General features: G+C 61.7%; 24 protein-coding genes, 1 tRNA gene and 3 pseudogenes. 17 read left to right on the plus strand and 11 right to left on the minus strand.

Going from position 1 to position 24357, the window contains the following annotated elements; genetic code table 11:
- The first annotated feature begins 114 nt into the window (after positions 1–114).
- Genes BHMPCIPO_RS09235 through BHMPCIPO_RS32815 form a run of 3 tightly spaced genes read left to right on the plus strand, consistent with a single transcriptional unit; the run spans position 115 to position 1515 of the window.
- Complete coding sequence (locus BHMPCIPO_RS09235; RefSeq protein ID WP_173516460.1) at positions 115–1089, plus strand: peptidoglycan-binding protein; 975 nt, start codon at positions 115–117, stop codon at positions 1087–1089.
- Complete coding sequence (locus BHMPCIPO_RS09240; RefSeq protein WP_173516461.1) at positions 1089–1373, plus strand: hypothetical protein; 285 nt, start codon at positions 1089–1091, stop codon at positions 1371–1373. Before BHMPCIPO_RS09235 ends, BHMPCIPO_RS09240 begins: the two co-directional genes overlap by 1 nt.
- Entirely contained in the window at positions 1264–1515 is a 252-nt protein-coding gene (locus tag BHMPCIPO_RS32815; protein ID WP_246304290.1) for a hypothetical protein, read from the plus strand. Before BHMPCIPO_RS09240 ends, BHMPCIPO_RS32815 begins: the two co-directional genes overlap by 110 nt.
- A 340-nt stretch (positions 1516–1855) precedes the next feature.
- Here the strand turns inward: BHMPCIPO_RS32815 and BHMPCIPO_RS09245 are convergent.
- The 3 genes and pseudogenes from BHMPCIPO_RS09245 to BHMPCIPO_RS09255 all read right to left on the minus strand — a co-directional run.
- Positions 1856–2014: pseudogene (locus tag BHMPCIPO_RS09245) on the minus strand (helix-turn-helix domain-containing protein); the annotation flags it as partial.
- Positions 2015–2147: 133 nt separating this feature from the next.
- Positions 2148–2960: an alpha/beta hydrolase gene (locus BHMPCIPO_RS09250; protein ID WP_173516462.1), complete on the minus strand. Its 813-nt coding sequence runs from the start codon at positions 2958–2960 to the stop codon at positions 2148–2150.
- Between the two features lie 117 nt (positions 2961–3077).
- Positions 3078–3353, minus strand: a complete 276-nt coding sequence (locus tag BHMPCIPO_RS09255) for a hypothetical protein (RefSeq protein WP_173516463.1) — start codon at positions 3351–3353, stop codon at positions 3078–3080.
- Between the two features lie 28 nt (positions 3354–3381).
- On the opposite strand from BHMPCIPO_RS09255, the gene BHMPCIPO_RS09260 reads away from it, so the two are divergent.
- Positions 3382–4362 carry a GlxA family transcriptional regulator gene (locus BHMPCIPO_RS09260; protein WP_173516464.1) on the plus strand — a complete coding sequence of 327 codons (981 nt, stop codon included), beginning with the start codon at positions 3382–3384 and terminating at the stop codon, positions 4360–4362.
- Between the two features lie 127 nt (positions 4363–4489).
- Here BHMPCIPO_RS09260 and BHMPCIPO_RS09265 read toward each other — a convergent pair whose 3' ends face one another.
- Together BHMPCIPO_RS09265 and BHMPCIPO_RS09270 are read right to left on the minus strand one after the other, a co-directional pair.
- Positions 4490–4753 carry a hypothetical protein gene (locus BHMPCIPO_RS09265; RefSeq protein ID WP_173516465.1) on the minus strand — a complete coding sequence of 88 codons (264 nt, stop codon included), beginning with the start codon at positions 4751–4753 and terminating at the stop codon, positions 4490–4492.
- Between the two features lie 312 nt (positions 4754–5065).
- Positions 5066–5320, minus strand: coding sequence for a YMGG-like glycine zipper-containing protein (locus BHMPCIPO_RS09270; protein ID WP_173516466.1), 255 nt, complete (start codon positions 5318–5320; stop codon positions 5066–5068).
- Between the two features lie 614 nt (positions 5321–5934).
- Between BHMPCIPO_RS09270 and BHMPCIPO_RS09275 the strand changes: the two genes are divergently transcribed.
- Positions 5935–6267 (plus strand): hypothetical protein, encoded by a 333-nt coding sequence (locus tag BHMPCIPO_RS09275; protein WP_173516467.1) that lies wholly within the window; start codon positions 5935–5937, stop codon positions 6265–6267.
- Positions 6268–6408: 141 nt separating this feature from the next.
- Positions 6409–6653 (plus strand): annotated as a pseudogene (locus tag BHMPCIPO_RS32820) (helix-turn-helix domain-containing protein); the annotation flags it as partial.
- 286 nt (positions 6654–6939) lie between these two features.
- Here the strand turns inward: BHMPCIPO_RS32820 and BHMPCIPO_RS09285 are convergent.
- The gene (locus tag BHMPCIPO_RS09285) at positions 6940–7992 is read right to left on the minus strand and encodes an IS110 family RNA-guided transposase (RefSeq protein ID WP_173516469.1); all 1053 of its coding nucleotides are present in this window, start codon (positions 7990–7992) and stop codon (positions 6940–6942) included.
- Between the two features lie 70 nt (positions 7993–8062).
- On the opposite strand from BHMPCIPO_RS09285, the pseudogene BHMPCIPO_RS09290 reads away from it, so the two are divergent.
- A pseudogene (locus BHMPCIPO_RS09290) lies at positions 8063–8843 on the plus strand (integrase core domain-containing protein); the annotation flags it as partial.
- A gap of 43 nt (positions 8844–8886) precedes the next feature.
- On the opposite strand, the gene BHMPCIPO_RS09295 reads toward BHMPCIPO_RS09290, so the two are convergent.
- Positions 8887–8962: transfer RNA gene (locus BHMPCIPO_RS09295), tRNA-Lys, on the minus strand.
- Between the two features lie 191 nt (positions 8963–9153).
- Between BHMPCIPO_RS09295 and BHMPCIPO_RS09300 the strand changes: the two genes are divergently transcribed.
- Together BHMPCIPO_RS09300 and BHMPCIPO_RS09305 are read left to right on the plus strand one after the other, a co-directional pair.
- A complete protein-coding gene (locus tag BHMPCIPO_RS09300) occupies positions 9154–9900 on the plus strand; it encodes a cytochrome c biogenesis CcdA family protein (protein ID WP_173518125.1) in 747 nt (248 codons plus the stop codon).
- Positions 9901–10106: 206 nt separating this feature from the next.
- Positions 10107–11069, plus strand: coding sequence for an AEC family transporter (locus BHMPCIPO_RS09305; protein ID WP_173516470.1), 963 nt, complete (start codon positions 10107–10109; stop codon positions 11067–11069).
- On the opposite strand, the gene BHMPCIPO_RS09310 is transcribed toward BHMPCIPO_RS09305, so the two are convergent.
- Positions 11037–12248, minus strand: a complete 1212-nt coding sequence (locus BHMPCIPO_RS09310) for a UbiH/UbiF family hydroxylase (RefSeq protein WP_173516471.1) — start codon at positions 12246–12248, stop codon at positions 11037–11039. The two genes, BHMPCIPO_RS09305 and BHMPCIPO_RS09310, sit on opposite strands and share 33 nt — an antisense overlap.
- Before the next feature lie 276 nt (positions 12249–12524).
- Here BHMPCIPO_RS09310 and pcsA point away from each other — a divergent pair, with 276 nt between their 5' ends.
- The 8 genes from pcsA to BHMPCIPO_RS09350 all read left to right on the plus strand — a co-directional run bounded on the left by pcsA (position 12525) and on the right by BHMPCIPO_RS09350 (position 21525).
- Positions 12525–13250, plus strand: a complete 726-nt coding sequence (gene pcsA / locus BHMPCIPO_RS09315) for a phosphatidylcholine synthase (RefSeq protein WP_173516472.1) — start codon at positions 12525–12527, stop codon at positions 13248–13250.
- 9 nt (positions 13251–13259) lie between these two features.
- On the plus strand, positions 13260–14237 hold the full coding sequence (locus tag BHMPCIPO_RS09320; protein WP_173516473.1) for a quinone oxidoreductase family protein: 978 nt from the start codon (positions 13260–13262) through the stop codon (positions 14235–14237).
- A gap of 106 nt (positions 14238–14343) precedes the next feature.
- Positions 14344–15963 (plus strand): ABC transporter ATP-binding protein, encoded by a 1620-nt coding sequence (locus BHMPCIPO_RS09325; RefSeq protein ID WP_210266430.1) that lies wholly within the window; start codon positions 14344–14346, stop codon positions 15961–15963.
- Positions 15953–17047, plus strand: a complete 1095-nt coding sequence (locus tag BHMPCIPO_RS09330; protein WP_173516475.1) for an ABC transporter permease — start codon at positions 15953–15955, stop codon at positions 17045–17047. Before BHMPCIPO_RS09325 ends, BHMPCIPO_RS09330 begins: the two co-directional genes overlap by 11 nt.
- Positions 17047–17967, plus strand: a complete 921-nt coding sequence (locus tag BHMPCIPO_RS09335) for an ABC transporter permease (RefSeq protein ID WP_173516476.1) — start codon at positions 17047–17049, stop codon at positions 17965–17967. The genes BHMPCIPO_RS09330 and BHMPCIPO_RS09335 overlap by 1 nt, the downstream gene beginning before the upstream one ends.
- A gap of 49 nt (positions 17968–18016) precedes the next feature.
- Positions 18017–19087 (plus strand): BMP family ABC transporter substrate-binding protein, encoded by a 1071-nt coding sequence (locus BHMPCIPO_RS09340; RefSeq protein ID WP_173516477.1) that lies wholly within the window; start codon positions 18017–18019, stop codon positions 19085–19087.
- A gap of 256 nt (positions 19088–19343) precedes the next feature.
- The gene (locus BHMPCIPO_RS09345) at positions 19344–20087 is read left to right on the plus strand and encodes a FadR/GntR family transcriptional regulator (protein ID WP_173516478.1); all 744 of its coding nucleotides are present in this window, start codon (positions 19344–19346) and stop codon (positions 20085–20087) included.
- Between the two features lie 145 nt (positions 20088–20232).
- Positions 20233–21525, plus strand: coding sequence for a hemolysin family protein (locus BHMPCIPO_RS09350; RefSeq protein WP_173516479.1), 1293 nt, complete (start codon positions 20233–20235; stop codon positions 21523–21525).
- A 309-nt stretch (positions 21526–21834) separates the two neighbouring features.
- Here BHMPCIPO_RS09350 and BHMPCIPO_RS09355 read toward each other — a convergent pair whose 3' ends face one another.
- Genes BHMPCIPO_RS09355 through trpC form a run of 3 tightly spaced genes read right to left on the minus strand, consistent with a single transcriptional unit; the run spans position 21835 to position 24354 of the window.
- Positions 21835–23046 (minus strand): molybdopterin molybdotransferase MoeA, encoded by a 1212-nt coding sequence (locus tag BHMPCIPO_RS09355; RefSeq protein WP_173516480.1) that lies wholly within the window; start codon positions 23044–23046, stop codon positions 21835–21837.
- Between the two features lie 4 nt (positions 23047–23050).
- Positions 23051–23539: a cyclic pyranopterin monophosphate synthase MoaC gene (gene moaC / locus BHMPCIPO_RS09360; RefSeq protein WP_173516481.1), complete on the minus strand. Its 489-nt coding sequence runs from the start codon at positions 23537–23539 to the stop codon at positions 23051–23053.
- A complete protein-coding gene (gene trpC, locus BHMPCIPO_RS09365) occupies positions 23539–24354 on the minus strand; it encodes an indole-3-glycerol phosphate synthase TrpC (protein ID WP_173516482.1) in 816 nt (271 codons plus the stop codon). The genes moaC and trpC overlap by 1 nt, the downstream gene beginning before the upstream one ends.
- Between the last annotated feature and the right edge of the window lie 3 nt (positions 24355–24357).

The following is a 24357-nucleotide window of genomic DNA, read 5'->3' on the forward strand; positions in this document are numbered from 1 at the left end:
CTCTGACCCAATAGATAGTTTCCAACAATCAAAGGATCGCCACATGGCTCGGGATCATTCCCGTCGCTGGTCGCCTTTGCCTGCCAACTCCCTCCCAACAATCAGGAGTAACCGATGAGCGTCATCACCGCTCAGCAGGTTCGCGATGCCTCGAAGGGCAAAGTGAACGAGAGCAACCTCGCGTCCGTGCTTGTGGCACTGGACAAATACGGCAGCAAGTTCGGCATGGATCGGCCGCACCGGCTCGCTCAGTACTTCGCGCAGCTGATGCACGAAAGCGGCGACTTCCGGTACGACCGGGAGATCTGGGGCCCGACGCCGGCGCAGCAGCGCTATGATACCAGGACCGATCTCGGCAACACGCCGGAGAAGGATGGCGACGGCTACCTTTACCGCGGCCGCACCGGCATGCAGTTGACGGGCAAGGACAATTATGCCCAGTACCGCGAATGGTGCCGTTCCGCCGGCCTCGATTGCCCAGACTTCGTCAAGGATCCGGACGCGGTCAACACCGACCCTTGGGAAGGCCTTGTTCCCTTGTTCTATTGGGACACCCGCGGGCTGAACCGCTGGGCCGACGAGGGCGACGCCGAGACGATCACGAAGAAGATCAACGGCGGCAAGAACGGCTTGGCCGATCGCTTCGACCGGCTCGCCCGGATCTCGCTCGTCCTCCTCGGCTATCGCGCCGACAACGTCCGGCAGTTCCAGGCTGACCAGCGCCTTGAGGTCGACGGCGACGTCGGCCCAAAGACCAGGTCGGCAATGCACAAGGCGCTCGTGGCGCTCACTCCGGGTGAGGCGGCTCGTCCGGAGGTGAAGGTCGCGCCGGTAACCGAAGAGAAGCCGGTACCGGTTCCCGTCCCGGTTACGCCGCCGAGCCTCGATGCGCCGTGGTGGAAGTCGAAAGAGGTGGTCGTCCCGGCCGTCAGCGGCGGCGGCGCGTCGATCCTCACCGCGATCGGCGGCATACCTTGGCAGAACCTTCTTATCCTCCTGCTCGCGCTCGGTGGCATCGCCGGCTTACTCTACTGGCGGAAGGACGCCGATCGGAAGGCTGTGGCGAAGCAGGTCGAGAGGATGGCGTGATGTTCAGCCGTATCTCTCTGGCCGCTGGGGCTGCTGCCGGCGGCCTTGTCGTGTTCTTCGCTATGCAGGCGGTCAACGCTGTCTGGCTGCTGCCTGTGGCGAGGTATGAGGGCAGGGCGGCCGAGCGCGTCGAAGCCCAGGCAGCCACCAACAAAGCAATCGGAGAACTGACCAATGCAGCGGATCGCGCTCGCGTTAATCGTCGCCTCTGCCTTGAGCGCGGCTGGCTGTACCTCAACGGGACGGGTCAATGCGTCGAAAGAGCAACTCAACCTAACGGCTAGGGCGGTCGTCGGGACTTCGCTTATCGGCGCCCGCGGCGCGACGCCGGCAGACCAGGACAAGATCGACGACACAGTGGCGGGCATATGCGGTGCCCGCGTCTGGACCAAGGAAGAGTGCAGCGCTCACGACGCTGCGCGGTGATCATCAAAATTTGCATACGAGGGGCAGAATGGGACTTGAGGATCAGCCAATGGAATTCCCGAAGCGCGCGCAAAAGCTCGAATGGAACCTGAACACGATCATCCAACTCGTGACGCTATTCGGCATGTGCGTCGGCGGCGTCACGATCTGGGTGAACAAGGGCAGGGACATCGAGGAGCTTCAGAAGTGGCGCAGTGCCATGGAGGCGAGGAGCGAAGAGCGTTTCCGCGTGCTCGAATCCGAAGTGAGGAAGATCGACAATCTCGCCTACCGTGTGGCGACGACCGAGCAGTCGACGACATCGACGGCGAGCGCCATCAAAGACCTGCAGGGGCTTCTCAGCCTCCAGGCCGTCGTCCTTATAGCGATTGAAGATCTTGTAGCCGGTCTTGCGCGAGATGCCGAACTCCCGGCACACATCGCTCATGCCTTCGCCCTCAAGCAGCCGGGCGACAAATCGTAGACGTTCCTCCATCACCGAAGTCTCTTTCCACGGCATCAACACCTCCCGCAAAAAGCGAAAAGTGTCACCCATGTCTTCGGTACGAAACGTCACCTATCTCTCAGGTCGGGCAAATCGTCTGTTCTTCAACGGAAATTCGAGAGACCTCCCTCCAGTTGGGCGGGGTAGCCTAGGTCGCATCCGATTCCAGCGACTCTACGAAATGGATCACCTCGCTTACCGTCTTGTCGTTCCAGATGTCGTTGTGACCCGAGCGCTCGCCAACCAGCATCTGCTTGGGTTCAGCAGCGATGCGATAGAGCGCCTCGCCCGAAGACAGGGGAATGCTGTCGTCCAACCGTCCGTGAATGAAAAGCTTTGGCTGTTTCACCGCCGCTATCTTGAGGTCGGAGCGGAAGGAATCCTTGATGAGAAGCGAGACCGGAAGGAATGGGTAGCGCGCCTGGGCGACCGACTGAACCGACAGATAGGGCGAGACAAGGATCATGCCGGTTGCCGGTCTTTGTGTCGCCGTGTTCACGGCGACGCCGGTGCCAAGCGACCGACCGAGTACGACGATGCCCCCTTTGACGCGAGACGCCAGCCAGTCGAACGCCGCGATGCCGTCGGTCAGCAGACCGTTCTCGCTTGGTGAACCGGTGGATCCCGGATAGCCGCGATAGGAAATCGCGAGCAGTCCAATGCCCCGCGCGGCCAGGGCCTGTGCGAGAAAGCCGTAGTTGTCGACCCGATCGCCATTCCCGAAAAAGAGCAGCACACTGGGCCTGTCGGGGTTGCCTTCGCTGTAAAGCCCGTGCAGCGTCTCGCCATCCGGCGTCTTGACGGAGACATTCTCGCCCCAACTCGCTCGCTCAGGCGCGGCAATGTCTTCGGCCCCGGGGTAGAGAAGCGTGCGTTGCGAAAGATAGATGAAGCCGAGAAGCAGAAGATAGGTCGGGACCGCCGATAGCAGCAAGATCAGCAGAAGTCTTGGGATGTTCATGACGTCATGCCCGGCCGTAGAGAGAGAAAAGACGACGGCAAATGTACTGTGGTTTCAGCGGGATTGCGAACTGGCTGGAAGAGCGCGTGGATATTTTTCACTGATGTCCGGCCAAAATTATAAAAGGCGGACATCTGGTCCCATGCCTTGCCGGTTCTCGATCTCAATCAAGCTGGATTGAGGTCTCCGATGTTGAATGCGGTCAAGGCCGGATTCGGCGTTCACCTGCAGCGCTTGCACTTGCGCATAAAAAAACGGGCCGGTGGATGACTCCGACCGGCCCGTTCCGGCAAAAGGCGGAAAGGGGAACGTCTCTGCGCGGGGCTGCAGCGCCGCGCGTAGGGAGATCGATACGGTCTGATAATGCCCGAATGCCATTTCCAGAATTGACATTTATCGCTCAAAATTTGACATTTCCCGCATGCCTTCCGATGGACGTCTACAATCTGTGATCGAAGTTTCCGTCGTCATCCTGCCGGAGTCGTCGATCATGTCGCTTGCGTCGGTGCTGGATCCGATGCGTGCCGCCAACCGCATCTCTGGACGCGACGTGTTTCGCTGGAGGCTGCTTTCGGCCGACGGAAAACCGGTGACGTTGACCTGCGGCGTGCCGATCGTGGTCGACGGCAAGTTCGCCCAGCCACTTGCCGGCGACGCATTGCTGGTGATCGGGGGCTTCAACCTCGATCGGCATGTCGGCAAGAAATTCATCGGAATCCTGCAGGAGGCCTCCCGGCATTTCGATATCATAGCCGGCATCGAATCAGGCTGCTGGCTGCTCGGGCGGACCGGCCTGCTCAATGGCCGCAGGGCAACCGCCCATTGGGAAGAACTCGAGGATTTCAGCCAGGCCTTTCCGGCCTTGACCGTGCTTGGCGATCGCTTCGTCGCCGACGGGAAGTTCTGGACGTCAGGTGGTGCCTCGCCGACCTTCGACATGATGCTGCACTGGATCACGCAAAGGCTGGGTTCGGCGCTGGCGCTCGATGTCGCCAGCATCTTCGTCTATGACCAAACGCACAGCGCCACCGATGTCCAGCCATTCGTATCGCTCGGGCGGATCGAGACGCGCGACCCGGAACTTGCAGACGCGATACGGCTGATGGAGCGCACGCTCGAGCGCCCGTTGACGATCGCAGCCTTGACGAAGCGGCTCTCGATTTCGCAGCGCAAGCTGGAGTTGCTTTTTGCGCGAGGGCTATCGACCAGCCCCGGCGCCTACTATCTTCGGCTCCGCCTCCAGGTCGCACACCGTCTGGTGCGCGATTCCGGCAGCCCGATCCGCGAGATCGCGCTTCGTTGCGGCTTCGACAGCCTGTCCGCCTTTTCCCGCGCCTACAGCCGCGAATATGGGATGAGCCCATTGAAGATGCGTGCGACGCGGAGGGCGGCTGCGGCGTAGCGGATTTGCTGGGTGGGTGAATGCCGCCTGCGGCACCGCGCCTGTGCAAAGATCGATGGCGCGCTTTGAATTTGCGATCACAGGAGACCTGCAGCCGTGGCAATCAGACTACGGGTCACGACAGGTGCTAGTGAACGGTGTGTGGCGGCTCGTCGGTAAATGCCTGGATACCGTCTCGCTGGACGGTCGCAATGAACTCCTCAAAGGCTTCTCGATCGGTGGGGAAGGGCTCCTCCCACGTGGTGGAGAAGCCTTCCTCGTCGATCACCTCGAGTACCCAATCGAGATTCGTGCCCGCCGGCCGATAGATCCGCAATTCGACGATGACGCCATCGTCACTGAACTGGCCAGAAAAATCCGAGTATTCGTAGGTCTGCTCTTCATCAGTCATGTCAGCAGTGTAACACGCTTGATAGAGGACGTCTCTTGCTGTTCGGCAGTTGTCGCTGGCCCGGCGCGCAACGATGCTCGCCGTTGCTGGCACCTTTGCTCTCGTCCTACTAGCGGTATGTCCCGCCTGGATAGCGGCTTATCGACGACGAAAAGCTGCCGAATGGCTCGGCAGCACCATCCATAATCCGGACGCCGACCGCCAAGCGAGAGACGCATGGCGGCCAGGTTGTTTGCTATCGCAAGGGTTTCTTGCCAGTTTCGAAGTTACGCGCGCTGCAGGAAAGACGCTGTTCGCTTCGGGAGGCGGCCGTTATCGGCAGCGCGCTTCGTATCGGCGGCCATAGCGATCGCGATAGATGCAGTAGCCTTCGCGCTCACGGGAACGACCGATGAGGTTGCCCATGATGCCACCGGCCACGGCACCGATCGCCGCGCCGCCCCAACTGTCACTTACGACGCCTCCGATGATGGCGCCCGTGCCGGCGCCGATGGCGGTCCCTTTCTCAGTCTGCGTGCAGGAAGCAAGCGTACCAACTATTCCAATCGCAATGATAAGCTTTTTCATGCCTTTCACCCCTTTGCTACAAATCAACCCGGGAGTTCACCACTCTGCATCCTTAGCGTGAGGTTCAGCATCTACGCAACGCGCGCAATTGTCGATAGGGGTGATGCCGGGGGGCAAGCGGATCGCTGGCATTCACGCAATCGGACAACCGAAGCCCTCCAGCCGTCGATCCCGTCAACCGGTTGTAGACCTTGTTAGCGCAGCGGCGGTTATCGCCGGTAGCCTTGCCCGGTGACGGCCGACGATCGGCCCATAACGTAGCCGATCGTAAGCGCGCGGAAGCCGACGGTGAGCATTAGGCCGGTTGCGGTGCGTGGGTGATCGGCGGCCCCGACAGCGGACAGCGCCTGCCTTACGGCGCACGGCATCAGCAGGCGATTCATTCGGTTTCCGGCAAGGCCCGCTTCAGATTTTCCGCACGTCGTGCGTCTCTGGCTGGCCAGGGAGGGAACTGTCGACCTGACGGGAACGTTCCGTAATTGCACGTTAGCGTCGCCCGGCACCGCTCATAGGGGCGGCGCCAGCGGTGCCAGGCTACCAGCCGTGCGGCTTGCGTATTCATCGGCGGTTCAGGCTGAATAGCCCAAAATAATTACAAGATAGGAGGAATCACGATGAAAAAGCTCTTATCCGCCTTCGCAGCGATTGGTTTGGCTGCGTCTTTCACCGTGCCGCTGAGCGCTGCTCCGATTTTCGTGCCCAAACCCGAGCAAGTACAGGCCGGCACTGTCGATCAGGTCAGTCACCGGAGCCATCGTCATTGGCGCGCCGATCGCCGGTGGCATCATCGTTGGGATAGGCGGTACGCTTGGCGTTCATGTCACTACTACGGCAGGTGCTATCCGCGGCATTACGGGTACTATCGCGGCTATGACCGCGGGTACTATGGCTACTATGACCCGTACCGCTACCGTCGATCTGGCGTCACCGTCTATTTCGATTTCTAGCGTGCCGATCGCGATTGGCGCCTGAATCAGCGGGCTGCTTCTGTCCCCGACAGACCTCTGCGGCTGCTCGAGCGTTCGCTGTAATGTCCAACCTCTCGATCTTTGCCGATCGGGAAGCGCCGCTTTGTCTTTGGCGGATGCCGGCCGCGACGGCCCGTCCGCTATGCCAACCAGTTGCCCGGAGCGGTCGAGGCGATGATCGTCTCCTGCAAGAAGGAGAAGCCGCATTGGGGTGCCAGGAAGATCCGGGAACTGCTGGTGAAGCGCCTGGCCGGCGACGTGCGGGTGCCGTCAAAGAGTACGGTGCATGCCGTTTCGATCGACATGGTCTGGTCGCCCATGCCCGCAAGCGGCAACGGCACCGGGCCGAAGGTACGGCCTTGTCCCATATGTGGACGGCTCCCATTTGCAAGTGTTTTCTGCAGATAATTTTGATCGGATCGCTTGCTTCCATATGTGCGGCCTTTGGGTGTGGCCGCACATGACCACTGGCCAAGATGGTTTCCGCGACGCGAGTTCCAAGCAGTATTTCGACCTTTAACGGCCATTGGGACAAACGGAGCATCACGCGTCTTGGATCGATCGATCACACCATCTGCTTCCTTCTTGCAAGTTCACGCATCAACTCAATACAGCAGCGGTCATTCTCTGCTCATCGTGATGGCCGATCTGTCATGCCGCCAGCGCTGCGGCCTCCTGCGGGATATCTTGGGGTTGTCTTCGGTACGCTTCCCCGCTGACCATCAGCTTCCAGGCGATCCGGGCGATCTTGTTGGCCAGCGCCACCGCAACGAGTTTTGGCTTCTTGCGTTGGAGGAGCTCAAGGAGCCAGGGAGAAGCATTCTTACTCCGACCAGTGCGAACCGGCTGAAGAACAGCGGTTGCACCCGCCACCAGCACACTTCGTAACATCTCATCACCGGCGCGGGTGATCACACCGAGCCTGACTTTGCCCGCCGTCGAATGATCTCTTGGCGTCAGGCCGATCCAGGCGGCAAAATCACGTCCGGATTTAAACATCGCCGGGTCGGGGGTTTTCATCATCAGAAGCGAGGCGCCGATCGGTCCGACACCAGGGATTTCCGCCAGCCGTTTGCTGCATTCATCAGCGCGATGCAGGGCCATCAGCTGTCCATCGACGGTTTTGATCTCGGCAAGCAGCTCGCGATATTCCTCACCCTGCATGGCGAATAGCTCGCGTGCCAGTTCCGGTAGAGACTGATCGGTGGCGATCCGCTCCAGCAATGGTTCGATCCGGCAGATGCCCTTGGCGGCGATGACACCGAACTCCATCGCAAAGCCGCGGATAGCATTAGCAAGCTGGGTGCGATTGCGGATCAATCTTTCCCTCACTCCGACCAGCATCAAGGCTGCCTGCTGATCGGCGGTCTTCACCGGCACGAAGCGCATGGTCGGCCGGCTCATCGCCTCACACAATGCCTCTGCATCTGACGCATCGTTCTTGCCGCGCTTGACATAGGGTTTTGCCAGTTGCGGCGCGATCAGCTTCACTTCGTGCCCGAACGAGCTTAGCAACCTCGCCCAGTGATGCGAACCGCCGCACGCCTCAAGCGCAACAGTGGTCGGCGGCATCTTCTCGAAGAACTTCACCATTTCCCTGCGTGACAGTTTCTTGCGAAGCACCGGCAGCTCGCTCGCATTCACACCATGCAATTGGAAAACGTTCTTTGACGTATCCATACCAATTCGAGTAATCTGTTCCACGGACGGTCTCCCTCGATTGAGCTTTCAACGAACTCATTCTGGCACATTCGATGCCGTTGGGAGCCGTCCACTTCAACAGGCATTGCGGCCCAACGATCTTTGGTGTGCCGATTTCAAGGGCGAGTTCAAGCTCGGTGACGGCCGATACTGTTACCCCCTTGACGGTCACCGACAAGGCATCCCGTTACCTTCTCGCCTGCGAAGCCTTCGAGTCGACGCGCGAGCCGGGCGTCTTCGACGCCTTCCGGCGATTGTTTGCACAGTGCGGCCTGCCCATCGCGATCCGCAGCGACAATGGGCTCCCCTTCGCCTCGCCAAACGGGCTCTACAATCTGTCGAAACTATCGGTATGGTGGCTGCGGCTCGGCATCACGCTGGAGCGCATCAGGCCGGGCCGTCCCCAACAAAACGGCCGGCATGAGCGCATGCACCTGACGCTGAAGCAGGAGGCAACCAAGCCACCCGGCCAAAACATCCTCCAGCAGCAGGCCCGCTTCGATGCATTCGTCAGCGAATTCAATCAGGAGCGCCCCCACGAGGCGCTCGACATGCAGGTGCCCGCCAGCCTCTATGTCGCATCCGCAAGACCCTACCAGGGACTGCCGGAGATCAACTACCCCTTCCACGATCGAGACGCACTCGTCACCAATTGCGGCCGCATCTGCATCTACCGCAAGAAGATCAACATCTCGACCGTGCTGGCCGGACAGAAACTCGGAATCAAGGAAGTCGACGACGGCATTTGGCTCGTCAGCTTCATGCACTATGATCTGGGATATATCGACCTGGAGCAGAGGACCTTGCAAACCATCGACAATCCGTTCGGCACGAGATTGTCACCCATCTCTTAGGGACAAACTGTTACCTATGTCTCCGGGTCGGACAGAAAACCAGTGGTGAGCGCGCAGGGATTCGAACCCTGGACCTACTGATTAAAAGTCAGTTGCTCTACCGGCTGAGCTACGCGCTCCCTGGCCGCGGCCGTGAAGCCCGGCGGAAGTGGGCGGACATATGCACGCGTGTTTCCTGTCGGTCAACCTAAAAATTGCGGGTTTTGCGAAGAAACCGTGCATGGCGCAATGATCGCCAAAAGGTGATTGGTATCATCGTGATCCTGCGGCTAAGGAATGGCCCAAATGCCGCATGCCGGAGTTCTTGCCGTTGTCGATCGCCGATATTTCCATCTGGACCGCCATTCTTGCCGGCGCCCTGTCGTTCCTTTCCCCCTGCGTTCTGCCACTGGTGCCGCCCTATCTTTGTTACATGGCCGGCGTTTCGGTCGACCAGTTCCGCGGCGGTGATGCGGCGACGATCGGCAGCACCCGGCGCGCGGTCCTGCCGGCAGCACTTCTGTTCACGCTCGGCTTCGCAACCGTCTTCGTGGCGCTCGGGGCAGGGGCCTCGTCGATTGGCATGCTGCTGCGGCAGCACATGGATCTCTTGTCGCGCATCGGCGGCGTGATCATCATCGTCATGGGCTTGCATTTCCTCGGTGTGTTCAAGATCGGCTTGCTCGCGCGCGAGGCACGCTTCCAGGGCGGCGGCAAGCCGGCGACGCTCTCTGGCGCCTATATCATGGGGCTTGCCTTCGCCTTCGGCTGGACGCCGTGCATCGGTCCGGTGCTCGGCACGATCCTCGGCGTCGCCGCTGCGCGCGACACCGTGTCCGACGGCGCCATGCTGCTTGCCGTCTATTCGCTCGGGCTTGCCGTTCCGTTCTGGATCGCCGCCGGTTTCTCCGGCGCCTTCATGCGCTTCCTGTTCCGCTTCCGCCGCCATCTCGGCCTTGTCGAGAAGCTGATGGGCGGGCTCCTCGTGCTTGCCGGCCTTGCATTCCTCTTCGGTTTCATCAGTTCGGTGGCCATCTGGTTCCAGCAGACCTTCCCGATCCTGATGAAAATCGGCTAGGGCATTCCCTCGTATCTCGGAATCACTTTTCGCTGGGGCCGGCCTAATCGCCAGGTCGATTTCCGGGCTAGAGCATCCCGTTTTCAAGTGGAATCACCTGCAGCGGAAAGATGCTCTGGAAACAGTGCCTTCATTTGAATGCAGGGTGCCGCAGGCGCGCGAAGGCCCCACGCTGGCGCGGGGAAGTGAAAGATGCGAGGGGAAAGATGACGGAAATCGCGGGGCTGGTGCTGCCGTTCTTCGGCCTGATCTTTCTCGGTTATCTGACGGCGCGCTTCGTCCATCATCCGGGCGAGGCGATGGGTTGGCTCAACACCTTCATCATTTACCTCGCTCTGCCGGCGCTGTTCTTCAAGCTGGTGTCGCGCACACCGATCGAACAGTTGGCGCGCGCCGATTTCATCCTGACGACCGTCGGTGCGACCTACATCGTTTTTTCGCTGATCTTCCTCATCGGCGTCCATGTGCGGCGCAATTCTATTGCCGAGGCGACGATCCAGGGCTTTGGCGCCGCCTACGGCAATATCGGCTATATGGGGCCTGGACTGGCGCTTCTTGCTCTCGGTGATGCGGCCGCAGTGCCGGTGGCGCTGATCTTCAGTTTCGAGAATGCAGCGCATTTTGCCGTCGCGCCGGCGATGATGGCGATATCAGGGGGCCGGCAGGAAAGGCCGCTGGCGCTCGCCGCAAGCGTCGCGCGCAAGATCATCCTGCACCCGTTCATCCTTGCGACGCTTGCCGGTGTCGTTGCCGCCTTCTTCGCGGTGCAGCCGCCGGTGCCAGTTCGGCGGCTTATCGATTACCTCGCCCAGTGCGCAGCACCGTGTGCGCTTTTTGCCATGGGCGTGACGTTGGCGCTGCGGCCGATCAAGCGCATTCCCGTCGAGATCGGCTACATCGTTCCGGCGAAGCTGCTGTTGCATCCGCTGGTCATGTTCACGGCCATGAGCCTGACCGGGAACTACGATCCGATCTGGGTGCAGACGGCAGTGTTGCTCGCCGCGCTGCCGACGGCGACGAATGTCTTCGTCATCGGTCACCAGTACGGTGTGTGGCAGGAGCGCGCCTCGGCGACGATTCTGATCACCACGACGCTTTCGGTGGCGACTGTCACCGGCCTGCTTTATCTCATCCGCTCAGGCGCTCTTCCGCCCGATCTTTTCCCGTAGGCTGTCCTTGAGGGCGTGAAGCGCGCTGCCGGGGTGAATGCCTTCGCGCATCAGCAGGCTGCGAAGCGGCCCGACGGCGGAAAGCACATGCAGTCCAAGCGCGCGCAGCGCCTGCACCGGCAGGAAGCCGGAAAGCAGCGAGCGATTGAGAAGATCGACGCTCGCAGTGCGGCTGACAATATCCAGCCGGCGGCGACTGTCGAAGCGGTCGCCAATATCGTCGGCAAGCGTCTCTCCCTTCGATGCACCGATGAGATCGACGAGCGTCATCACGTCCCGCAGGCTGAGATTGAGCCCCTGAGCCCCGATCGGCGGAAAGGCGTGCGCCGCTTCGCCGAGAAGGACGACGCGGCCCTTGCCGAAGCGTTGTGCCGTCATGCCGGAAAGCGGGAAGGATTGTGGCGCGCCCTCCACCGTCACCTTGCCGAGAATCGATTGCATGCGGTCCTCGACCGCGCGGGAGAGTGCGGCAAGGTCGAGCGTCAGCGTTTGCGCAGCATCGTCGGGTTTGCGCACCCACACGAGGCTGGAGCGGTTGCCGGGCAGGGGAACCTGGGTGAAGGGGCCGCTTTCGGTGTGGAACTCTGTCGAGATGTTCTGGTGTGGCAATTCGTGTGCGAAGTTCAAGACGACCGCCGTCTGCGGGTAGGACCAGGTGCTGACGGAGATCTTCGCCGCTTCGCGCACCGGGGAGCGACGACCATCGGCGCCGACGAGGAGATGGGCGCTGCATTGGCTGCCGTTCGCCAGGTCGATGGTCGCGACAGTGTCCGAAAGGTCGAAGCCGATTGCGGAGGCGGTGATGCGCGTCAGCGTCGGGCTCTCTTCGGCCCGCTGGCGGAGAATGTCGATGAAAGGCGCGTTCGGGATATTGTAGCCGAAGGCGTCGAGCCCGACTTCCGAGGCGCGGAAATTGACAGGCGGCGCGCGCAGCAGCCGGTTGGTTCCGTCGAGAATGCGCATGGTCGCGAGCGGCGCGGTCAGCGGCTCGACCTTTTCCCATAGGTTGAGCTTCTTGAGATACTCGATCGATTGGTCCATCAGCGCGGTGGTGCGTCCGTCGGCGACCGCCGGCTCGGGGCCGATCAGAGCGACGCGGTAACCGGCGTCGGAAAGCGCGATGGCCGCGAGCGATCCCGCGAGGCCTGCACCGATGATGGCGATGTCATAGTGATCCATGATGCAACCAAACCCTTTCGCACACGCTGTGAGGCGTCTCGGTCGAACCTCAATCATACCTCTAGTCGCGGGCGAGAGCGAAATAAATGGGTGGAATCAGCGCAGAAGCAATTTGCAAGTGTCCACAGAACAATGTGGCAAGCGGAAGCTGAGAACCTTGAATTTTAGTGGCGATGCGTTGCAAAGGGTGCATATTACCGGCAATGCGCCGCAAAGCGGTTGAGGCGGGTGTGAGGCCCGCACGGGGAAAACAGTAGGGGTGGGCGGCGTCCGCAGATGAAGTTTTTTAACTACAGACGAGTTCCCTACGCCGAGATCCGCGCCTTTTCCGTGCATATCTTGACTGCCTCGGGATCGTTTCTCGCCTTCCTCGGCGTCGTCGCCGCCGCCGAACATCGCTTCGTCGACATGTTCTGGTGGCTGGGTCTTGCGCTGCTCGTCGATGGCATCGATGGCCCGATCGCCCGTAAGGTCCGCGTCAAGGAAGTGCTGCCCAACTGGTCGGGCGACACGCTCGACAACGTCATCGACTATGTGACCTATGTGCTGTTGCCGGCCTTTGCGCTCTATCAGAGCGGCATGATTGGCGAACCCTGGTCCTTCGTCGCGGCAGGCGCGATCGTCGTTTCGAGCGCGATCTATTATGCCGACATGGGCATGAAGACGGACGAGTATTTCTTCTCGGGCTTCCCCGTCGTCTGGAACATGATCGTGTTCACGCTGTTCGTCATTCAGGCAAGCGAGGTGACGGCGTCGGTCGTGGTCTTCGTCTCGGTGGTCCTGACTTTCCTGCCGATCAATTTTCTCCACCCGGTTCGCGTGCAGCGTTTGCGACCGCTGAATCTCGGCGTCTTCTTGATCTGGTCGGCGCTCGGCGTTTACGCATTGCTCTTGCACTTTGCGACGCCGGCCTGGGTCGTGACCGGCTTCGTCGTGGCGGGCATCTATCTCTACGTAATTGGCTTCGTGCTGCAGATTTTTCCAAATCTCGGCCGGAAATAGGAGCAGGCAATGGCACAGGCGATTGTGGTACGCGAACTCGGTGGACCGGAGGTCCTGAAACTCGAAGGCGTCACGCTCTCGCCGCCAGGCCCGGGCGAGGTGCAGATCCGCCAGGTCGCCGTTGGCCTGAATTTCATCGACGTCTATTTCCGCACCGGCCTCTACAAGTCCGCCTCGGGCCTGCCTTTCGTGCCGGGCAAGGAGGGGGCTGGCATCGTCACTGCGGTCGGCGACGGCGTTAATCTCTTCTCCGTCGGTGATCGCGTCGCCTATGCATCGGCCGACGGCGCCTACGCCAGCGAACGCAATGTCGATGCCTCGCAACTGGTGAAGGTGCCCGACGGCATCAGCCTCGAGACCGCGGCGGCGATGATGCTGAAGGGCATGACGGCGCAATACCTGCTCAACCAGACCTATCAGGTTGGCCCCGGCACGACGATCCTCTTTCATGCCGCCGCCGGCGGCGTCGGACTGATCGCCGGCCAATGGGCAAAGGCGCTGGGCGCGACCGTGATCGGCACGGCGGGTTCGCAGGACAAGATCGATCTGGCGCTGGCGCATGGCTACGACCACGTGATCAATTACCGCACGGACAACTTCGTCGCGCGGGTAAAGGAACTGACCGATGGCCGGGGTGTCGACGTCGTCTATGATTCCGTCGGGCGCGACACCTATCCGGCGTCGCTGGATTGCCTGAAGCCGCGCGGCCTGTGGGTGAGCTTCGGCAATTCGTCCGGTCCGGTGGAGGCTTTCAGCATCGGCATCCTGGCGCAGAAGGGCTCTCTCTTTGCGACGCGTCCGACACTCTTCGGTTACGTTGCCACGCGGCCTGCGCTGGAAGCGTGTGCAAATTCCCTGTTTGATATTGTGCAAAGCAACAAAGTGCGTATCAATATAAATCAGACTTATCCGCTTGCCGATGCAGGGCGGGCGCATACGGATCTCGAGACAAGAAAAACAAGTGGAACAACACTGCTGATTCCGTGATCGAAGCCCTACAGCGCCGCGCGTCTTGTCAGACGCGTAAAGGTCGCTGTAGCACTTTGAATTGCTGCATGTCTTTATCCTTAAATCGGCTAGGATTTAAGGAAACATGCAGGAAGGCGGACGCGGATCAGCAGAGGGGAAAGAGGGCAGCGTGCCTGTTGAGGGAGTAGCGGCGAACGGCCATCTATTGGCTGTGAGCAACTTGACGAAATTGTTTGGCAGCTTCGCGGCCTGCAATGGAATCGATCTGCAGATCGAACAGGGCGAGATCCACGCCCTTCTCGGCGAAAACGGTGCCGGAAAATCGACCCTGGTGAAGATGCTGTTCGGCGTATTGGCGCCGACGGCCGGCGAGATCCTCTGGCAGGGCCAGAGCGTGCGCATCGCCAACCCCGCCGCCGCGCGCAAGCTCGGCATCGGCATGGTTTTCCAGCATTTTTCGCTGTTCGAGGCGCTGACTGTCGCCGAGAACATTGCGCTTTCGATGGACGCGAACATCTCGCTGGCAAAGGTGGCGGAGGAAGCTTCACGCCTGTCGCATGCCTACGGCCTGCCGCTCGACCCGAAGGCGCATGTGGCCGATCTTTCCGTGGGCGAGCGCCAGCGCATCGAGATCGTGCGCGCGCTGCTGCAGAACCCGCGTCTCATCATCCTGGACGAGCCGACCTCGGTCCTGACGCCGCAGGAGGCCGATCGCCTGTTCGAAACGCTCTACAAGCTGAAGGCGGAGGGACGCTCGGTCCTCTATATCAGCCACCGGCTCGAAGAGGTTCAGCGCATCTGCGACCGCGCCACCGTGCTGCGTCACGGCAAGGTCACCGGCGCCTGCGATCCGAAGGCGGAGACGCCGTCATCGCTGGCGCGCATGATGGTCGGAAGCGATGTCGCGGTCGTAACGGCCGAAGGCACGAGCGCCAAGGGCCAGGTGCAACTGGAGGCGCGTCACCTGACGGTTCCCGCGCGCACGCCCTTTGCGGTATCGCTGAAGAACATCTGTCTCAAGGTTCATGCCGGCGAGGTGCTGGCGATCGCCGGTGTAGCCGGCAACGGCCAGGGCGAACTCTTCGATGCGTTGTCGGGCGAGTATCCCATCGCGGATGAAAATGCCGTGCAGATCCGCCAGCGGCCCGTCGGCAGCAGGAACATCAATGCCCGCCGCCTGATGGGCGCAGGGTTCGTTCCGGAAGAGCGGCACGGTCATGCCGCCGTATCGGCGCTGCCGCTCTCTGACAATCTGGTGCTTGCCCGCAGCCGCTCGGATGCCAAGGCTTTCCTCGGCGGCGGTTTCCTCAAGATCATACGGCGGGATGCGGTGGCGAGTGCCACGCAGCGCATTTCCGAGGCGATGGACGTGCGCAAGAGCGGCGAGGATCCGCCGGCGGGTTCGCTGTCGGGCGGCAACCTGCAGAAGTTCATCGTCGGCCGTGAGCTCGACCGCCAGCCGAGCGTATTGGTCGTCAATCAGCCGACCTGGGGGGTCGATGCCGGGGCTGCGAGCCGCATCCGCCAGGCACTCGTCGACCTTGCGAAGGCGGGATCCGCGGTCCTCGTCATCAGCCAGGATCTCGATGAGATCTTTGAAGTCGCGACGGAGATTGCCGTCATCAGCGATGGAAGGCTCTCCGATCCCTATCCGGCGAAAGAGCTCTCGCGCGAAAAGATTGGCCTCCTGATGGGGGGGATGTACGGCAAGACGGAAGGCACGGAGGCCGCACATGCGCATTGAACTGGAAAAGCGCGCCAAGGTCTCGACGCTTTTTTCGGTCCTATCGCCGTTCATCGCCTTCTTGCTGACGATCGTCTTCGGCGGCATCATGTTCGCGCTGCTCGGCAAGAACCCGGTGGCGGCGCTCTACAGCTTCTTCGTCGAACCCCTGAGCGAGGTCTGGTCGCTGCACGAACTGGCGATCAAGGCCGCGCCCTTGATCATGATCGGCGTCGGGCTTTCGGTCTGCTTCCGTTCCAACAACTGGAATATCGGCGCCGAGGGCCAGTTCATCATGGGCGCCATCGCCGGCTCGATCCTGCCGGTGGTTTTCTACGATTGGCAGTCACCGCTGGTGCTGCCGTTGATGATGCTCATGGGCATGCTCGGCGGCGCGCTCTTTGCTGCGATCCCCGCCTTCCTCAAGGCGCATATGAACACCAACGAGATCCTGACGAGCTTGATGCTCGTCTATGTCGCGCAGCTCTTTCTCGACTGGCTGGTGCGCGGTCCCTGGCGCAACCCCGGCGGCATGAACTTTCCGGAGACGCGCACTTTCGCCGTCGATGCGATCCTGCCGGAAATGATCGCTTCTGGACGCACGCACTGGGGTTTCGCCTTTGCCATCATCGCCGCCGTCCTCGTCTGGTTCATGATGCGCTATACGCTGAAGGGCTTCGAGATTTCCGTTCTCGGCCAGTCGGAGCGGGCAGGGCGCTTTGCCGGGTTCTCGTCACGGCGGATGATCTGGTTCTCGATGCTGCTGTCGGGCGCCTTTGCCGGGCTCGCCGGCATTTCGGAAGTCAGCGGCGCCATCCAGCAGCTGCGCCCGGTCATCTCGCCCGGTTACGGTTTCACCGCCATCATCGTCGCCTTTCTCGGTCGCCTCAATCCGCTTGGCATCGTCGCCGCCGGCCTCGTGCTTGCCTTGACCTATCTCGGCGGCGAGGCGGCGCAGTTGTCGATCGGCGTCTCCGAGAAGGTCACGCGCGTCTTCCAGGGCCTGTTGCTCTTCTTCGTGCTCTCCTGCGACACGCTCATCCACTATCGCATCAAGCTGGTCTTCGAACGGTTGGCCGCGACAAGCACCGAGGGGAGCCGCTGATGGGTATTGTCGAAGCGATCCTGCTGAGTGTCATCACCGCCGCGACCCCGCTGGTGCTGGCCGCAATCGGCGAACTGGTGACGGAACGCTCGGGCGTGCTCAACCTCGGCGTCGAAGGCATGATGATCATGGGGGCGGTGTCCGCCTTCGCGATCACCCAGATCACCGGCTCGCCCGTTCTTGGCATGCTCGCCGGCGTCCTCTGTGGCGCGCTCTTTTCGCAGCTTTTTGCCTTCCTGACATTGACCCTCGTCGCGAACCAGGTGGCGACCGGCCTCGCCTTGACGCTGCTGGGGATCGGCGTTTCCGGCATGATGGGAGAGAGCTTCCTCGGCATCCAGGGCATCAAGCTGCAGCCGATCGCGATACCATTTTTGGCCGATATCCCCATGCTCGGCCCGCTGTTGTTCCGGCAGGATATCATTTTCTATCTGTCGATCGCGCTTGTTGCCGGCGTTCACTGGTTCCTTTTCCGCAGCCGCGCCGGCCTGAAGCTGCGTGCTGTCGGTGACAGCCATGCCTCTGCGCATGCGCTGGGCGTCAACGTCATCCGGACCCGTTATCTTGCCGTGATGTTCGGCGGCGCCTGCGCGGGTCTCGCCGGTGCGCAACTGTCGCTCGTCTATACGCCGCAATGGGTGGAAAACATGTCGGCGGGTCGCGGCTGGATCGCGCTGGCGCTGGTCGTCTTTTCCTCCTGGCGGCCGTGGCGGGTGGTCGCCGGCGGCTATCTCTTCGGTGCCGTCTCGATCAGCCAGCTACATGCGCAGGCCTTCGGCCTTGGCATCCCCTCGCAGTTCCTTTCGTCGCTTCCCTATCTCGCGACAATCGTCGTACTCATTCTCATCTCGCATAACCGGCGCACGACCTTGATCAATACGCCGGCATCGCTCGGCAAACCGTTTGTGCCGGACCGGTGATTTCAAGCATTTCAGACGGACGTTTCTCAAACCGACAGAGGTCAAGAAAATGAAGAAACTACTGCTCGCTCTCGCAAGTACCGCGGCTGCGATCGGCTTCGCCACGGGCGCCAGCGCTCAGGAAAAGGCCAAGATCTGCTTCGTTTACGTCGGTTCCAAGACCGATGGCGGCTGGACCCAGGCCCACGACATCGGCCGCCAGGCGCTGGAGAAGCAGCTCGGCGACAAGGTTGAGACGCAGTTCCTCGAAAACGTGCCGGAGGGTCCGGATGCGGAACGCGCCATCGAACGCCTCGCGCGCTCCGGCTGCGGCCTGATCTTCACGACCTCCTTCGGCTTCATGGATGCGACGATCAAGATCGCGCAGAAGTTCCCGGACGTGAAGTTCGAACACGCGACCGGCTACAAGACGGCGCCGAACGTCGCGACCTACAACAGCCGCTTCTATGAGGGGCGCTACATCCAGGGCCAGATCGCCGCAAAGATGTCGCAGAAGGGCGTCGCCGGCTACATTGCCTCCTTCCCGATCCCGGAAGTGGTGATGGGCATCAACTCCTTCGTCATCGGCGCGCGCTCGGTGAACCCCGACTTCAAGATCAAGGTCGTCTGGGCCAACACCTGGTTCGATCCCGGCAAGGAAGCCGATGCCGCCAAGGCGCTGGTCGACCAGGGCGTCGATATCCTGACGCAGCACACCGATACGACCGCCCCCATGCAGGTTGCCGCCGAACGCGGCATCAAGGCTTTCGGCCAGGCCTCCGACATGATCGCGGCCGGCCCAAACACGCAGCTGACGGCAATCGTCGACACCTGGGGCGCCTATTACGTCAAGCGGACCCAGGCTTTCCTCGACGGCAAGTGGGAAACGACGTCGAGCTGGGATGGTCTGAAGGACGGCATCCTGACGATGGCGCCCTATACCAACATGCCTGATGACGTGAAGAAGATGGCCGAGGAAACCGAAGCCAAGATCAAGTCGGGTGAACTGAAGCCCTTCACCGGCCCGCTGAAGAAGCAGGACGGCAGCGAGTGGCTTGCGGCCGGTGTGTCGTCGGACGACGGCACGCTGCTTGGCATGAACTTCTACGTCGAAGGTGTCGACGACCAGCTGCCGAAGTAAGCGGCTTACGGAAGGGACGTTAAGCAAACCCCGCCCTCTGGCGGGGTTTGTCTTTTGAGGATGGGCAACCAGGGCGTTGCGACCATTGGAGAATGTCGCAAACGCCGATTCTGCCTGTCTTTCCGGGGGCTTTCCGGAATCGATCGATCAAACTACACTCGTTTGCGCAAGTTTGAGGCAAGCGGCTGGCGGTGCTTCGGGGCACCGATATTCGTGCCGGCAGGAATCAGGCAGGGGAGTGCCTGGAGGAGATAGGTTGAACAGGAGTTTGCTGGAAACCGTTGTGTCTGGCTCGCGCAAACGCACGAGTCATGCGCATGTCGTTGATCAACTTGGAAAGGCGATCATATCCGGCGAATTCCCTGTGGGCTCGATTCTTCCTGGGGATCCGGAGCTCGCGGCGCGCTTCAAGGTGTCGCGGACGGTTCTTCGCGAGGCGATGAAGACACTGGCCGCCAAGGGACTGGTCGTGCCCCGTGCCCGCATCGGCACGCGTGTGACGCCGCGCAACGACTGGAACCTGTTCGACAGCGATATCCTGACCTGGCATTTCGAGTGCGGGGTCGACGAGGAGTTCCTTTATCACCTCAGCGAAGTGCGTCTCGCATTCGAGCCGCATGCGGCAGCGCTCGCCGCGCGAAACGCTTCGGAAGCGGAAATCAGCCGCATGATGCGTCTCGCCGTTGCCATGGGCGAGGAAGGGCATACGGCAGAGAGCCTCGCCGTCGCGGATCTGAAGTTTCACCTCGCCGTCGCCGAGGCCTCCGGAAACCCGTTCATGCGAACGGTCGGCGGGCTGATCGAAGCGGCGCTGGTCGGCGTCTTCAAGCTGAGTTCGCCGACCGCGGAAAGGGGCGGCATAGACGAAGTCGCCCGCAACCATATCCGCATCGTCGAGGAGATCGGCCGGCGTGATGAGGTCGGCGCCCGGCGCGCGATGGAGAATGTCATCAAGATCGGTCGCGCGCGGGTTCGCAGCGCCTTGCATAACGGCGCCTGAACTCGGCCTCTCCGGGATTGAGCGTCAATGTTCAGCAGCTCGCATCGATTTCAATGCTTGCGCTTGCTCAGATCGCCCGCTGGCCTTATCTGGTGATTGGTCGTTCCCTAGCGGAGCGGCTTTCGTCAACGGTGACCTGGAGACCATGTCCGAGTTTTTTGTCATTTTCGTCCTGCTTTTGATCAATGCATTTTTTGCTCTCTCGGAAATGGCAATCGTCTCGGCAAGCAAGCCCATGCTTCGCCAGATGGCAAAACAGGGAAATCACCGCGCCGAGGTTGCGCTGAGGCTTGCGGAAGACCCGGGCAAGTTCCTCTCCACAGTACAGGTCGGCATTACGCTCGTCGGCACGCTGGCTGGCGCCTACGGTGGCGCTACGATCGCCGCCAGGTTTGCGCCGTTGCTCAATGAAATCGGCTGGATCAATCCGTATGGCAACACGGTCGCCGTCGCACTCGTCGTTACCCTCATCACCTTCCTGTCCGTCGTCATCGGTGAGCTCATCCCGAAACAGCTGGCGCTGAAGAACTCCGAAGCGTTGGCAATGTTCGTGGCACGGCCTATGCTGCTCTTGTCGCGGATTGCGGCCCCGATCGTCTACCTCTTCGAAACGGCCGCGTCGGTGACCATGCGTCTTCTCGGCATGCGTCCGGACGATCCGGATCACGTCACCGAGGAGGAAGTCCAGGCGATCATGGCCGAGGGTGTCGAAAGCGGCGCCATCGAGAAGTCGGAACACGAGATGTTGCGGCGAATTATCCGGCTCGGCGACCGCAACGTGAAGTCGATCATGACGCACCGGACTGAGGTGAGTTTCATCGACGTCAATGACAGCCTGGAGACGGTTGGCCGCAAGATCGGTCAGTTCGGCCATTCCCGCTATCCGGTCGTCGATGGACCGAGCGGCGATGTCCTCGGTGCCGTTCTGGCGAAAGAGATCCTGAACGCGCCGAGCTCCGGTCCCTTCGATGTGCGCAAATACATCCGCGAGATTCACACCCTGCCGGAGACCGCATCCTGCCTTAAGGCACTTGAGGCTTTCAAGTCGTCGAGCATCAATATGGCGATGATTGTCGACGAATACGGGAGCACCGAGGGGATCATCACCATTGCCGACATCCTGGAGGCCATCGTTGGTGTGCTTCCCTCGAACTACGACGACATCGAGCACGCGCTGATCCGCCAGCGCGAGGACGGCAGCTATCTCGTCGATGGCCGTACACCGATCGACGAGATCCACCTGACGATCGGGATCGAGGGCATCGATGCCGACGGCAACTTCGAAACGATCGCCGGCTTCCTGGTGCAGCAGTTGCGCAAGACGCCAGAGGAGGGCGATATCGCCATCGCCCACGGTTATCGTTTCGAAGTGGTCGACATGGACGCGCGGCGGATCGACAAGATCCTCGTCAGCCGCTGCGACGAGGCGGCCAACTGAACCATCCCCTGAAGTTGTCGAGGGGCCGGAGATACATTTGCTTCGGCTCGAGGCGGCAGCGTCGACGGCCCGGACCTGCCGCGCAAAAGCAAAAGGCCGGGCTGAACCCGACCTTTCTCCAGATCACCGCGGGTCCGCTAGTACATCCGTAGTCGGACGTCCTCGGCGGCGATCAAGTAGCTCCCTTTGTACAGCGCTATCATGTCGGCGCCATGACACGATCCAGGCCTGGAAGCAGAAATGAGACTTCCCGGGTCAGCGATGTTCGCTTGCCAATCCGGGAATGCCGGCAGAATTGACGCGAGCGTTTCAGCGCAGCCTGAGAATGTCGCAGGATGCGCCGAGCGGCGCTTCCGCAGCGTGCGGCCGGCGCACGATCAGGCAGTCGGACTGCGCGAAGACCTTCATCATCGACGAGTCCTGCCGCGAGAAGGGATGCGCGACGAGGTTCCCGTCTTCGTCTCTGCTGAGACGCGCGCGCACGTAGTCCTGTCTGACGTCGTTGGCTGGCAGCGGGCTCGCGAGTCGTGCAGTCGTCATACGCTCGCGGGCGGGCAGTCGCGCGAGCTTGCGCGTCAGCGGCTCCAGGAACAGCAGTGCGCAAACGAGGCTCGAGACCGGGTTGCCGGGGAGGCCGAGCACGGTCGTATCGCCGAGCTTGCCCACCATCAGCGGCTTTCCCGGGCGCATGGCGATGCGCCAAAAGTCGAGCGTCATGCCGCAGGAAAGCAGAGTTGCCTGGACCAGGTCATGGTCGCCGACCGAGGCGCCGCCGAGCGTGACAAGCACGTCGACATCGGCCGCCTGGGCCCGCGCGACCTGGGCGGCGATCGCCTTTTGGTCGTCAGCGACGATACCGAGATCGATGACCTCCGCGCCGTTGTCGCGCGCGATGGCCCCGACGCCGAAGCTGTTTGAGGCAATGATCTGGTCGGCTCCCGGCTTGCTGCCGGGGGGCAGCAGTTCGTCGCCGGTGGCAAGGATCGCGATTTTCGGGCGCTTGAAAACGGGCAGGCGCGCGTGATTCATGCCGGCGGCGAGCGTCAGCCGGCCGGCATCGAGCAACTCACCCGCCGACAGCGCGGCTTCGCCAAAGGCGAAATCCTGCCCGGACAAGCGGATATGGCGCCCTTTGCCGGGAACGAACTTGGTTCGGATCCGGTCTTCCGGAAGCCGCTCGGTATCCTCCTGGATGATCACCGTATCGGCGCCGGCGGGCAGGGGCGCTCCGGTGAAGATGCGTACGGCCTGTCCGGGCCCCACCTCTCCCTTGAAGCCATGGCCGGCAGCCGATTGACCGATCACGGCAAGTTCCGCGCCAAGGGTCTCGATGTCCTGGTGGCGGACCGCATAGCCGTCCATCGCCGAATTGTCGAAGGCAGGATGCGTGACGAGCGCCGAGACATCCTCGGCAAGGACGCGGCCGACAGCGTCGTAAAGACCGACATCTTCCGTCCGTGGCCTCAGGGTTGCGCTGCCAAGAATACGGTCGAGCGCATCTTCGACGGATAGCAGCGACATGATCTCATTTCCCTTCGCGTCGAAAGTCGCCGGACCGGCCACCAGATTTACTGACGACCTGGATCCCACCGATTTCCATCTCGCGGTCGGCGGCCTTCGCCATGTCGTAGACGGTGAGGCACGCGACGCTTACGGCCGTCAGTGCCTCCATCTCGACGCCCGTGCGGCCGGTGAGCTTGGCAAGCGCCTCGACTCGGAGGCCGGGAAGCGCTGGGTCGGGCGTGATGTCGACGGTCACCTTCGTCAGCATCAGCGGATGGCAGAGCGGGATGAGATTGGCGGTCTGCTTGGCGGCCATGATGCCCGCAAGCCGCGCCGTGCCGATGACGTCGCCCTTCTTGGCGTCTCCTTCGAGGATGAGTGCCAGCGTTTCCGGCTTCATCCGGACATGGCCTTCGGCGACCGCGATGCGCACCGTCTCGGCCTTGTCGCCGACATCCACCATGTTCGCTTCGCCGCTGCCACCGAGATGTGTGAGCGTCGGCTTACCCATTACTCGGCCGCCAATATGTCTGCGGTACCGGTCAGCAGGGTGCGTGTCGCCGCTTCGACGTCGCTCTTGCGCATCAGGCTTTCGCCGACGAGGAAGGTGGTGATGCCGCTTTTTTCCAGCCGCTGGCAATCCTCGTGGGTGAAGATGCCGCTTTCGCCGACCAGCAGCCGGTCGGAAGGCACCATGCCTGCAAGCTGCTCGGAAACGGCGAGATCGACCTCGAACGTCCTCAAATTGCGGTTATTGATGCCGACGAGCGGGGAGGCGAGCTTGAGCGCGCGTTCCATTTCCTCGGCGTCATGCACCTCGATGAGCACATCCATGCCGAGTTCGAACGCCGCCTCTTCGAGGCGGCGAGCGTCGTCGTCGCTGAGCGAAGCCATGATCAGCAGGATGCAGTCGGCGCCCCAAGCCCGTGCCTCGAACACCTGGTAGGGGTCGAACATGAAGTCCTTGCGCAGTGCGGGCAGGGCGCAGGCCGCGCGTGCCGCTTCAAGGAAGGCGGGCGCGCCTTGAAAGCTCGGTGCATCCGTGAGTACCGAGAGACAGGCGGCACCGCCAGCTTCGTAAGCCTTGGCAAGGGCCGGCGGGTCGAAATCCGGGCGAATGAGCCCCTTCGACGGGCTTGCCTTCTTGATCTCCGCGATCAGCCCGAATGTGCCGGCGGCCTTGCGTGCGGTGAGCGCGGCGTGAAAGCCGCGCGGCGCGGATTGCTCGGCGATACGCGCCTTGAGCTCGGAAAGCGGTGTCTGCGACTTCGCGGCCGCGATCTCGTCGCGCTTGTAGGCTTCGATCTTGCGCAGGATATCCGTCATCGT

Origin of the sequence: Ensifer sesbaniae (assembly GCF_013283665.1) — a bacterium.
GTDB classification, from domain to species: Bacteria; Pseudomonadota; Alphaproteobacteria; order Rhizobiales; family Rhizobiaceae; genus Ensifer; species Ensifer sesbaniae.

Coding starts and splice junctions, on each gene's coding strand:
- BHMPCIPO_RS09235 (WP_173516460.1), top strand. CDS start 115: ATGAGCGTCATCACCGCTCAGCAGGTTCGCGATGCCTCGAAGGGCAAA.
- BHMPCIPO_RS09240 (WP_173516461.1), top strand. CDS start 1,089: ATGTTCAGCCGTATCTCTCTGGCCGCTGGGGCTGCTGCCGGCGGCCTT.
- BHMPCIPO_RS32815 (WP_246304290.1), top strand. CDS start 1,264: ATGCAGCGGATCGCGCTCGCGTTAATCGTCGCCTCTGCCTTGAGCGCG.
- BHMPCIPO_RS09250 (WP_173516462.1), bottom strand. CDS start 2,960: ATGAACATCCCAAGACTTCTGCTGATCTTGCTGCTATCGGCGGTCCCG.
- BHMPCIPO_RS09255 (WP_173516463.1), bottom strand. CDS start 3,353: ATGTCAATTCTGGAAATGGCATTCGGGCATTATCAGACCGTATCGATC.
- BHMPCIPO_RS09260 (WP_173516464.1), top strand. CDS start 3,382: ATGCCTTCCGATGGACGTCTACAATCTGTGATCGAAGTTTCCGTCGTC.
- BHMPCIPO_RS09265 (WP_173516465.1), bottom strand. CDS start 4,753: ATGACTGATGAAGAGCAGACCTACGAATACTCGGATTTTTCTGGCCAG.
- BHMPCIPO_RS09270 (WP_173516466.1), bottom strand. CDS start 5,320: ATGAAAAAGCTTATCATTGCGATTGGAATAGTTGGTACGCTTGCTTCC.
- BHMPCIPO_RS09275 (WP_173516467.1), top strand. CDS start 5,935: ATGAAAAAGCTCTTATCCGCCTTCGCAGCGATTGGTTTGGCTGCGTCT.
- BHMPCIPO_RS09305 (WP_173516470.1), top strand. CDS start 10,107: ATGACGGAAATCGCGGGGCTGGTGCTGCCGTTCTTCGGCCTGATCTTT.
- BHMPCIPO_RS09310 (WP_173516471.1), bottom strand. CDS start 12,248: ATGGATCACTATGACATCGCCATCATCGGTGCAGGCCTCGCGGGATCG.
- pcsA (WP_173516472.1), top strand. CDS start 12,525: ATGAAGTTTTTTAACTACAGACGAGTTCCCTACGCCGAGATCCGCGCC.
- BHMPCIPO_RS09320 (WP_173516473.1), top strand. CDS start 13,260: ATGGCACAGGCGATTGTGGTACGCGAACTCGGTGGACCGGAGGTCCTG.
- BHMPCIPO_RS09325 (WP_210266430.1), top strand. CDS start 14,344: ATGCAGGAAGGCGGACGCGGATCAGCAGAGGGGAAAGAGGGCAGCGTG.
- BHMPCIPO_RS09330 (WP_173516475.1), top strand. CDS start 15,953: ATGCGCATTGAACTGGAAAAGCGCGCCAAGGTCTCGACGCTTTTTTCG.
- BHMPCIPO_RS09335 (WP_173516476.1), top strand. CDS start 17,047: ATGGGTATTGTCGAAGCGATCCTGCTGAGTGTCATCACCGCCGCGACC.
- BHMPCIPO_RS09340 (WP_173516477.1), top strand. CDS start 18,017: ATGAAGAAACTACTGCTCGCTCTCGCAAGTACCGCGGCTGCGATCGGC.
- BHMPCIPO_RS09350 (WP_173516479.1), top strand. CDS start 20,233: ATGTCCGAGTTTTTTGTCATTTTCGTCCTGCTTTTGATCAATGCATTT.
- BHMPCIPO_RS09355 (WP_173516480.1), bottom strand. CDS start 23,046: ATGTCGCTGCTATCCGTCGAAGATGCGCTCGACCGTATTCTTGGCAGC.
- moaC (WP_173516481.1), bottom strand. CDS start 23,539: ATGGGTAAGCCGACGCTCACACATCTCGGTGGCAGCGGCGAAGCGAAC.
- trpC (WP_173516482.1), bottom strand. CDS start 24,354: ATGACGGATATCCTGCGCAAGATCGAAGCCTACAAGCGCGACGAGATC.